The sequence below is a fragment of the Kangiella shandongensis genome (genome assembly GCF_020005365.1).
GTDB lineage: Bacteria > Pseudomonadota > Gammaproteobacteria > Enterobacterales > Kangiellaceae > Kangiella > Kangiella shandongensis.
The window spans coordinates 1-9,844 of record NZ_JACNML010000016.1 but is presented as its reverse complement, the minus strand read 5'-3'; the positions used below and the strand labels follow the sequence as shown (position 1 = coordinate 9,844).

The following is a 9,844-nucleotide window of genomic DNA, read 5'->3' as shown; positions in this document are numbered from 1 at the left end:
TCATCGCCAAGCGCTTATCAAAGAAAGGGCTCACCGAAAGGTGGGCCCTTTTTCTTTGCATGAATGGTTTGTGAGCTCTGTTATATGCTTAGGACAGTTAATGGTAACGACGAAGCGAATATATTGTCCGAGCACAAACCACTGGCTCGCCCTAGGTGACCGAAGGTCATGCTGTGCATGAGCTGAGGGAATGCCTTTAGGCATCATCGCCATACCCCAAGGGCACGCGAGCGCTTATATAAAAAAAAGCCACCTTCGGGTGGCTTTTTTTATGGCTTAGGAAAAGTTAGAATCGCGCTAATAATAAGATAAGTAATAGAATTAAATGGATAAATATATGAATAGAATTATTTTGGGGATAACTCTAATAATTATCACACTCGGTTCTGACATAAGCTTTGCTGAACAGTTTTGCGACAAACCAAAAGTTTCAAATGTTGAAGTTGTGGATAAGACTCAGGATACTGTTTATTTGAATATCAGTATATGTGCAAAGGCTGGTAAAACTTATGTAGCTATGCCAAGGCTGACGCTCAATGAGCAATCATTTAAAACCGATATTGTCGGACTACAATTAAATGATGAAAATAAACTAATAGACTACCCACTTCTGAGACCAGCAGAAAGTGAGGATGCATTTTCTACAGACTCTTTAACAATTGATCTTGTTGATTTTGACTCAAAAGAACGTGCAGTTCTTACCCATCCGCTGAAATTAGACTGGGTGGCGATTAATGAAATTTCAGAGCCAAGTTATCATTTCTTAGAGCATCTTTATCAATATATTACCTATCTTATTGATTATAATGGCAGTAAATACTACAAAAAAGCCAAGAGGTTAATTGATTACAGTTTAGCTAAAGACCCTAATTTTGTTGATACATACCATGAGCTAGCTCGTTATTTGATGAAGACTCAGGGTTTTGGGACTAATAGTCCAGGGGTGTTACAGGCTGAGCAGGTTTTGTTAACAGCTAGAGATATTAATCCTGAACATGCGAATACTCGAGTATTGTTGGGATATGTTTACTCTTGGGAGAATCGCTTTGAAGAAGCTTTGAAGGAATTTGAGAAGGCCGAAGAAATAGGGACCGATAATTTGTGGCTTTATACAAACTGGGGGCAAATGTATGAACGGAAAGGAAAAACTAAGAAAGCCATTAAGTATTATAGAAAAGCAGTTTCAGACCCTAAACCTCAAAACTCATACGATAGAGGAATGCTGTTTGGTTATAGATATCTGTCATCCTTATATTTGAGCGAGAAAATGTACAAGGAAGCTTCAAAAATGAATGCTGAAGCTAGTAAAAAGTTTGATGAAAAAGAGTGCTTTGAAGCAAAAATGCAACTAATCGATGCTTTATATTTAGATAAGTATGAGCAGGTATTAAATCAACTTGAGTTATCACCTTCAAGATATTGCAAAAGCACCTATAAGGAGTTGAAGGTTGTTGCCAATATTAGGATGTGGAATTCCCTATCAAAAAAGAATAAGGGAGAAGCAGAACTTTATTATCGTAAGGCCACAGTCCTTAACCCTGATTATGTTGAATTATTAGCTACAGTTGCACAATACGAGTTCTCTGTTAATGAAGGTGTTTTAGAAAACTTTAAAACAAACAAAAGAGGGCTAGATGTCACGGATGCAGATGACAGAAGTGCTTTGGTTAAAGCTATTCTTTCAAATGATATAGAGAGTGTTGAAAGGCTAATTAATGCCGGCGCAAGTGTTAGTAAAAGTTATACTGAGCAAAAATTAACTGCGTTAATAATTGCTGTTGCTTACAATAATTTAGAACTTGTAAAACTATTAGTTAAAGAAGGTGCTAATATTAACCATAAAATTGCGAATGGCATGTCTGCTATTGATATTGCCAGATCGAATGGTTTTAATAAAGTTGCAAAGTATTTGGATAGTAGTAGATCAACTTAAGGAAAGGCCTCAAATGAGGCCTTTTTTATAGATAAATTTTAAGACTTAGGCTTTCGTTTTTTAGTTTTGGGTTTGCCTTTATCTTTGGACTTTGATTTCGACTTATCACCTTTTGGTGCTTGCTTGCCGATTGGTGCTAGCTGCATCGGTTTGCCTGCTACGCGAGCCTGAGCCAATATTTTCTGAATCTCTTTTGGCATATCGGATGGTAGATCAACCGTAGTGAATTCATCAAATAGATCAATTCTGCCAATGTATTCGCTATCAATATCGGCTTCGTTGGCAATGGCACCTACGATGCTGCCAACTTTAACGTCATGGTTACGGCCCAGTTCGATACGGTAACGTTCCATTTTGATATCTGGGTGTGCCGATAACGGCTCAGCTTTCGGTGAAAAGGTATTTTCACGGTGCGGACGGTCTTTACGATCACGACGACGCTCTTTTCTATCACCACGCTCTGAACGATCTCCTTCTTTCGGCTCTTTGTGTGGTCTATCCTTTAATAATAAGTCATCGCCGGCAGCCATTTTTGCTAAAGCGGCTGCCAGTTGTGGCCAGTCTTGATCGTTATCTTTAACGTATTTATTGACTAGCTCGGTATAAAATTCCAAGTCTTGACTGGCAAGTGTTTTAGTAATGGTACTGGCAAAGCGCTCAACCCTGGTCTCGTTGATAGCGTCGATGCTTGGCATATACATTTCTTCAATCGGCTGATTGGTGGCTCGCTCGATTGCTTTAAGCATACGCTTCTCACGTCGAGAAACGAACAAGATAGCATGCCCTTCACGACCGGCACGGCCAGTACGGCCAATTCGGTGTACGTAAGATTCCGTATCGTACGGAATGTCGTAGTTAATCACGTGACTGATACGTTCAACATCCAAACCACGAGCTGCAACGTCGGTCGCCAATAGCACATCGATTTTGCCGCGCTTTAATTTATCGACAATCTTTTCACGAGTGTTCTGGGCTATGTCACCGTTTAATGCATCAGCTCTAAAGCCGCGGGCATTCAATTTATCGGCTAGCTCCATGGTCGCACTCTTAGTGCGTACGAAGATGATCATGCCGTCGATGGTTTCCGTCTCAAGAATTCGAGTCAGTGCATCCAGTTTATGCAGACCACTAACGAACCAATAGCGCTGGCTGATAGTTTTAGCGGTAGAAGTTTTGGTTTCGATCTTGATGTGCTCAGGGTTATTCAGATGTTTCTCTGCCACTTTACGAATTTGGTTTGGCATCGTCGCCGAGAACAGAGCAATCTGGCGCTTTTCCGGAGTGTGGCCCAGGATCCATTCCACATCATCAATAAAGCCCATGCGAAGCATTTCATCAGCTTCATCCAAAACTAGAGCCTTAAGGTTATCCAGTTTAAGGGTACCGCGACGGATATGGTCCATGACGCGGCCTGGGGTGCCGACAACGACTTGAGCGCCACGCTTTAGTTGGCGTAGCTGTGTGTCGTAGCGCTGCCCACCATAAATCGGCAGAATGGTAAATTGCGGCATGTGTTTAGCATAAGTCTGGCAGGCTTCGGCAACCTGTAACGCTAACTCGCGAGTTGGTGCTAAGACTAATACCTGGGTGGTTTTGTTTTTAGGATCAATGTTAGATAAAAGCGGTAAAGCAAATGCCGCTGTTTTACCCGTACCGGTCTGGGCCTGGCCGATAATATCGCGTCCAGTTAATAGAACTGGGATACTGGCTTGTTGGATCGGGGATGGTTGTTCGTAACCCACTTCTTGAATAGCTTTCAATACCGCAGGAGCGAGCTCCAGTTGATCAAAACTGGTCGTAGAATCTTTAGATGTCATCAGATGTACCTTGTTAATACTGCATGGCGGACGAACTGTCCGGCGAAGCTTCGGTCAACTGATTAAACCCAACTAAATACTACAAAATGAATGCACAGAGTGTAAGAAAAGATGTGCTAATGACCATTGCTTCTTCGGCGGGCATTATACACGCTTAGCTGTGATGGCGTTAGCATTATTGCTAAAAGTTTCATCCCAGGTATTATGGACAGAGAATTATATTTATTTATCAAGATCTTGGGTTGTGAGGGAGCGGATATGCGAACGTTAATTATTGGCCTGTTTTGTCTTATTATTGGAGGTTGCTACTTTCAGGATGAAGTTATATCCATTGATAGAGAAGGAAATATTTGGTGGATGGTAATTGTTAAACCTTATTGGGAATACACGACTCCTGAAGAAGTTGAAGAGCAGCTGGAAGCTATTCTCAACTCGATGCAGACCAAGGGTTGGAAAACACGAGTACGGAACAAAACGATACGCGCCAATGAAGACGTTATTGTTGCGTTGACGGGGAATATTATGACGGTTGGCAAGGAAACGGAGTATTATAAGATCCTTTCCCGAGAAAAAGGGCTGGCACGAATACAGTTTTTAAGCCCGGGCAGTGGCGATGATGAAGTGGGGCGAAAAATAAAGTTTAAAAATGACAACCAGGCTTTTACGGTGAGTTTGGATGGTGTCATCGTTGATTCTACTGAGCCCGTAGATCCCGCCGTTTATAAGCTCAACTTCTAAAAGACAGGCCCTGTGACAGGGCCTTTTCGTTATTGTTTATATACTTTCCCGTCTTTCATTATAAATTTAACGTCCTGCAGTAATTTGATGTCTTTAACGGGGTTGCCATCGACAGCGATAATATCCGCCAGGTTACCTGGCTTGATTACACCGATTTTGTCATTATCAAGCAATTTGGCGGTAGTAATCGTAGCGCTTTGAATGGCTTCCATCGCTGGCATACCGGCTTCGACCATGTATTGAAATTCTTTAGCATTGTCGCCATGAGCCGATACACCGCTGTCAGTTCCGAAGGCAATTTTGATTCCATAGTCGTAAGCTTTGGCAAATGTCTTTTGAATTTGTGGGCCCACAGCACGGGCTTTAGGACGCACTATTTCAGGGAAGAAACCGTCAACCTCTGCTTTTTCTCCGACGAACTTACCGGCGATAATGGTTGGTACATAGTAGGTTCCATGTTTTTTCATGGCTTTCATCACTTCCTCAGTCATGTAGGTGCCATGCTCAATAGTGGTAATGCCGGCTTTAATGGCACGTAACATGCCTTCGCTGCCATGAGCATGAGCAGCGACATGCATGCCATAGTCGTTGGCAATATCGATAACGGCTTTAACTTCTTCATCGGTAAACTGAGGGTTCTGCCCGCTTTTGGCCAGACTCAGCACGCCGCCGGTTGCTGTGATTTTGATAAAGTCCGCGCCTTCTTTATAGCGTTGGCGTACGGCTTTTTTTGCATCATCCGTACTATTGATAACGCCCTGTTTCGGGCCTGGATCACCCATCAGTTTGGCGTTGGTGCCATTGGTTGGATCGGCATGGCCGCCAGTCGTGGCGATGGATTTTCCTGCTGAGTATATGCGTGGCCCATCGACAATACCCTGGTTGACGGCATTGCGAAGAGCGATAGTCACATTAGCGGTATCCCCGGGATTGCGAACCGTAGTGAATCCGGCCAGCAAGGTTTTCATACCAAAATGTTGTGCGCGTAATACCAGATCAGCAGGATTAAGTGTGAAGCCCTCAATATAGGACTTTGGGTTCATCTCGCTTTCCAGATGGACATGCATATCCATTAAGCCAGGTAGGCAGGTCTTTTTACTGAGATTAATGATGTCGTCAGTGTTCGGCTTTTGTTTCGTCACGGCAGCAATAGTGTTACCTGAGATCTGAATGAAGCGTTGGCCCAGCACGGCACCTTCTTCCGTGTCGATCACCTGACCACAATGGAGCCAGGTGTTGTCCTTGTCTTCAGCAGTTGATGCCTGATTAAAAGCGCCCAGCACCAGCGAGGTTATTAAAAGTGTTGTTAAACGATTATTCTTCATCGGTTCCCCTACTGTGTTACATACAAGTACGCTCAATCTAACCTTATACCAATGAACTGGCAAATCTTGTGCTGCTCTATTTGTAACAAGGTTTTAAAGGCGCAGTTTTGAAGGCAATAGTATTTCAAATGATGTCTGATACAATGCCTAACACTTTCAAAGTATTCATCAACAGGTTATGCCACAGGCACATTCGTTAAAAGCGTTCAACACTTTCGGTGTAGACGCCAGCTGTGATCAGCTGTTTCGGTTTCATCATGAACGCGATATTCAGGATTGGTTGGCTGGAATGCCGATACCAGTCGACAAGTTTTTTGTCTTAGGCGGTGGGAGTAATCTCTTACTATTGGGGCATATTCCGCTAACCTTTTTACAGCCGGATATTCAGGGGATTGAATATGAAGAGCGGGGCGAAGAGGTGATTGTGACTGCTGGTGCCGGGGTGAACTGGCACGAGCTGGTGATGGATACTTTGGATAAAGGGTACTGCGGGTTAGAGAATCTATCGTTGATCCCGGGTAATGTTGGCGCTGCGCCCATTCAGAATATTGGTGCTTATGGTGTCGAACTGGAGCAGCGTTTTGTGGCTTTGCATGCGGTGGATCTGTTCAGTGGTGAAAAGAAGATCTTTAGGCATGGTGATTGCCAATTTGGTTACCGTGACAGTATATTTAAGCGTGAATTGCGTGGAAGATACATTATCACTCGCGTGCAACTGAGGCTGAACAAGAAGCCACAGTTGGTGCTTACTTATGGTCCGTTAAAGGCTCTGGCTGACAGTGCTGACAAGCTGACGGCAAAAGATGTCAGTGATGAAGTGATTCGAATCAGGCAAAGCAAGCTGCCCGATCCGCAGGAATTGGGTAATGCCGGCTCATTTTTTAAAAACCCTATCGTCAGCCATGAACAATACCTAAAACTTAAAGAAGCTCACCCAAAAATAGCGGCTTATCCAATGAACAATGCTTCGGTGAAATTGGCTGCTGGCTGGTTAATCGATCAGGCCGGGTTGAAAGGCTATCGTCAGGGCGATGCGGGGGTTCATCAACAGCAGGCCTTAGTATTAGTTAATCATGGCAAGGCTGCGGGCAAGGATATTTTGAACCTGGCGGCTTATGTGCGCGATACCGTGAAGGCGAAGTTTGGCGTTGAATTAGAGCCGGAAGTCTGGATTATCGGCCAGCAACAAGTTTTTCAGTAGGTTAGACTCGATTATGTCACAGCATAAAGAACAGCAGTTGATTGAAATTATTAAGCTTCTGGCGCAAGAGGAATTCTTTTCCGGCCAGGCCATCGCCGATCGTTTGGGCGTTAGTCGTGCTTATGTATGGAAGTTGATCCAGCAGTTGCAGACTTTGGGCCTGGGGATTGAATCGGTGACCGGTAAAGGTTACTGCCTGGAACATCAGGTTGAACTCCTGGACGCTACTCATTTACAGCGGCGGTTACCGCGGCATGACATCGATTTGCGGCTGATGACTGAGTCAAGCAACGAAGCTTTAAAGGGCGATGGTTTTGAACATAACCGGCTGGTGATCGCTGAATACCAGTCGGCGGGCAGAGGCCGTCGTGGGCGTCAATGGGTGTCACCGCTGGCAAGTAATCTTTATTGGTCACTCGGCTGGAAGACTCAGTTGCCAGTACAGCAACTCGGTGGTTTGAGTCTGGTCGTCGGTCTGGCGATTGTTACGGCCCTGAACGAGCTGGGTGTGTCAGGCGTTGAGCTGAAATGGCCCAATGATGTGCGCTATCAGGGACGCAAGCTGGGAGGGATTTTGGTTGAATTATCCGGTGACATGGTTGGCGGACTTCAGGTTATCATCGGCGTTGGCTTGAATGTGCATATGTCGCAGACGGCCGCTGATGATATTGAGCAGGAGTGGATAAACTTACAGGAAGTGGAGCCGAGGATTCGTCGGCAGGATGTTCTGGCTGAGATCGTTCTGTGTTTAGAGCGTTACTTGCAGCAGTTTGCCGAACAGGGCTTCCAATGCTTTCTCGAGGAATGGCGTCGTGTTGATGAATGTTACAATAAGAAAGTAACGATCTTGCAAGGGCAGGAAGCGATTAATGGTACTGGCGCCGGCGTGGATGATAACGGTGCTTTCTTATTGCAAACTGGCAAAGGGGTCAAACCCATATATGCCGGTGAAGTCAGCCTGCGCTTTCGCTAAGTTTGAGGATAGCAGATGTATTTACTGTTAGATCAAGGTAATAGCCGGTGTAAGTATTTACTTACCGAAGATTTGCACAGCTTCGAAGATGCACAGAGAGGAACTTGGGATAATCAGGAGTTTGAGCCCGAATACTGGCAGCAGCAATTAACGGCCTTGGTAGGGAAGTCGATTCGGCAGGTACTCGTCAGTAGCGTGGCCAGTATCGAGCGTAAGGCGTGGTTCGAGCAGCTTTGTCAGGAGGTATTGGGCGTTAAGCCGTTATTTGCTACGAGCAGTAAGGAGATAAGAGTCGCCGCAGGCAGGGCCCTGTATAATAGTTACGCAAAGCCGCAGGCGTTGGGTGTTGATCGCTGGCTCGCCATGCTGGGCGCCTACCGGGAGTCGCTGCAAGAGTGCCTGATAATTGATGCCGGCACTGCCATCACACTGGATTTAATTGACCAAGCAGGTGTTCATCAAGGGGGGCATATTGTTCCTAGCGCTGGATTAATAGAGCAAAGCCTGCTCGGTAGCACGGGAGGCATTGCCTGGAGTGCCAGGCATGATGAACAGTTAGATGGTCGCCTGTTAGGCAAAAATACGTCCTCGGCTGTGGTATTCGGTGCCTCGAGCATGGTTATTGGTTATATTAAAGAAACTGTCGGGCGATTGTGGCAGCAAAAGATGCTACCACAGCACATATATATAACCGGTGGTGGTTATTCTTTGGTGGAGGAAGCCTTGCGTGAGCTGCCAGGTCCGGTGGTTGAGTTTATTAAGCTGAAACAGCGACCTGATCTGGTGTTTAAAGGCTTAAGTTGTTGGTTTTCGTTGAATAATTAAACAATTTTAGGCGATTCATAAAAAAAATAGCCATATAACAAAAAAAAGTGAAAAAAAGCATTGCCAAAGCGAAATCAGATCGCTAAAATTCCGCCCACTTAACGACATAGCCCCAGACTAATTAAATTTGGCTTGTCCAGTAAGTAATGCCGACTTAGCTCAGTAGGTAGAGCAACTGACTTGTAATCAGTAGGTCGCCAGTTCGATTCCGGCAGTCGGCACCATTATTTTAAGGGGTTGCGAATGCAACCCTTTTTAAATGTAAGTATCGGTTCTAATTAAGATAATTATACTTGCATTTTCTCCAGCAAATTGGCATCATGCGCGCTCGCTTTGAGCAATGATGATGTTCAAATCTTGGAGGGGTTCCCGAGCGGCCAAAGGGATCAGACTGTAAATCTGACGCGAAAGCTTCGGAGGTTCGAATCCTCCCCCCTCCACCAAATTACTTCATCCTGCCTTTTGCGTTAAGTCACTGAAAAGTGAGGGCAAATGGCTGGATGTGACCTATTATCGCTAATACTGCGATTTAGGTTGATATCGTACTTGGTGCAAGCGTAAACTTACTGCAGTTTACTAGTTAAGCATAATAGTAACGGTAACCAGTTGAGCGCGGGTATAGTTCAACGGTAGAACCTCAGCCTTCCAAGCTGATGATGCGGGTTCGATTCCCGCTACCCGCTCCAAATTGCCGATATAGCTCAGTAGGTAGAGCACTCCCTTGGTAAGGGAGAGGTCAGCAGTTCAAATCTGCTTATCGGCACCAGGTTTGTCGTCTTGGCAGAACCCATGTCGACAACAATTAGGGTGCAAGGGTACTAGTACGTGGTTTAATGTGGCGTACAACCCGGTGACACCCGTTTTAATATTGGAACTTAAAACGCGGAAATTCCGGGAGGCTTTACATGTCTAAAGAAAAATTTGAACGTACCAAGCCGCACGTTAACGTGGGCACAATTGGCCACGTTGACCACGGTAAAACCACACTGACGGCAGCGATCTGTACTGTACTAGCGAAAGAATACGGCGGTG

8 protein-coding genes and 4 tRNA genes are annotated in these 9,844 nt (G+C 45.0%); 10 read left to right on the top strand and 2 right to left on the bottom strand.

Annotated features, from left to right (window positions below):
- Window positions 1–337 precede the first annotated feature (337 nt).
- A complete protein-coding gene (locus H7708_RS13210) occupies window positions 338–1,933 on the top strand; it encodes an ankyrin repeat domain-containing protein (RefSeq protein ID WP_223671331.1) in 1,596 nt (531 codons plus the stop codon).
- A 38-nt stretch (window positions 1,934–1,971) separates the two neighbouring features.
- On the opposite strand, the gene H7708_RS13205 is transcribed toward H7708_RS13210, so the two are convergent.
- Window positions 1,972–3,750 carry a DEAD/DEAH box helicase gene (locus tag H7708_RS13205; RefSeq protein WP_223671330.1) on the bottom strand — a complete coding sequence of 593 codons (1,779 nt, stop codon included), beginning with the start codon at window positions 3,748–3,750 and terminating at the stop codon, window positions 1,972–1,974.
- 258 nt (window positions 3,751–4,008) lie between these two features.
- Here H7708_RS13205 and H7708_RS13200 point away from each other — a divergent pair, with 258 nt between their 5' ends.
- On the top strand, window positions 4,009–4,488 hold the full coding sequence (locus tag H7708_RS13200; RefSeq protein WP_223671329.1) for a hypothetical protein: 480 nt from the start codon (window positions 4,009–4,011) through the stop codon (window positions 4,486–4,488).
- 29 nt (window positions 4,489–4,517) lie between these two features.
- Here the strand turns inward: H7708_RS13200 and H7708_RS13195 are convergent, their stop codons facing one another.
- Window positions 4,518–5,813 (bottom strand): metal-dependent hydrolase family protein, encoded by a 1,296-nt coding sequence (locus H7708_RS13195; protein ID WP_223671328.1) that lies wholly within the window; start codon window positions 5,811–5,813, stop codon window positions 4,518–4,520.
- A 178-nt stretch (window positions 5,814–5,991) separates the two neighbouring features.
- On the opposite strand from H7708_RS13195, the gene murB reads away from it, so the two are divergent.
- The 8 genes from murB to H7708_RS13155 all read left to right on the top strand — a co-directional run.
- Window positions 5,992–7,014 (top strand): UDP-N-acetylmuramate dehydrogenase, encoded by a 1,023-nt coding sequence (gene murB, locus H7708_RS13190; RefSeq protein WP_223671327.1) that lies wholly within the window; start codon window positions 5,992–5,994, stop codon window positions 7,012–7,014.
- Window positions 7,015–7,027: 13 nt separating this feature from the next.
- Window positions 7,028–7,987 carry a bifunctional biotin--[acetyl-CoA-carboxylase] ligase/biotin operon repressor BirA gene (gene birA / locus H7708_RS13185; protein ID WP_223671326.1) on the top strand — a complete coding sequence of 320 codons (960 nt, stop codon included), beginning with the start codon at window positions 7,028–7,030 and terminating at the stop codon, window positions 7,985–7,987.
- 15 nt (window positions 7,988–8,002) lie between these two features.
- On the top strand, window positions 8,003–8,812 hold the full coding sequence (locus H7708_RS13180) for a type III pantothenate kinase (protein WP_223671325.1): 810 nt from the start codon (window positions 8,003–8,005) through the stop codon (window positions 8,810–8,812).
- Between the two features lie 148 nt (window positions 8,813–8,960).
- Window positions 8,961–9,036: transfer RNA gene (locus H7708_RS13175), tRNA-Thr, on the top strand.
- 135 nt (window positions 9,037–9,171) lie between these two features.
- Window positions 9,172–9,255 (top strand) — tRNA-Tyr (locus H7708_RS13170).
- Between the two features lie 169 nt (window positions 9,256–9,424).
- A tRNA-Gly gene (locus H7708_RS13165) sits at window positions 9,425–9,498 on the top strand.
- A gap of 4 nt (window positions 9,499–9,502) precedes the next feature.
- A tRNA-Thr gene (locus H7708_RS13160) sits at window positions 9,503–9,578 on the top strand.
- A 139-nt stretch (window positions 9,579–9,717) separates the two neighbouring features.
- A partial coding sequence (locus H7708_RS13155) for a GTP-binding protein (protein WP_235727629.1) occupies window positions 9,718–9,844 on the top strand: 127 nt, incomplete at its 3' end.

Excerpts from the sequence above, each read along its gene's own strand:
- H7708_RS13210 (WP_223671331.1), top strand. The coding sequence starts at position 338 with ATGAATAGAATTATTTTGGGGATAACTCTAATAATTATCACACTCGGT.
- H7708_RS13205 (WP_223671330.1), bottom strand. The coding sequence starts at position 3,750 with ATGACATCTAAAGATTCTACGACCAGTTTTGATCAACTGGAGCTCGCT.
- H7708_RS13200 (WP_223671329.1), top strand. The coding sequence starts at position 4,009 with ATGCGAACGTTAATTATTGGCCTGTTTTGTCTTATTATTGGAGGTTGC.
- H7708_RS13195 (WP_223671328.1), bottom strand. The coding sequence starts at position 5,813 with ATGAAGAATAATCGTTTAACAACACTTTTAATAACCTCGCTGGTGCTG.
- murB (WP_223671327.1), top strand. The coding sequence starts at position 5,992 with ATGCCACAGGCACATTCGTTAAAAGCGTTCAACACTTTCGGTGTAGAC.
- birA (WP_223671326.1), top strand. The coding sequence starts at position 7,028 with ATGTCACAGCATAAAGAACAGCAGTTGATTGAAATTATTAAGCTTCTG.
- H7708_RS13180 (WP_223671325.1), top strand. The coding sequence starts at position 8,003 with ATGTATTTACTGTTAGATCAAGGTAATAGCCGGTGTAAGTATTTACTT.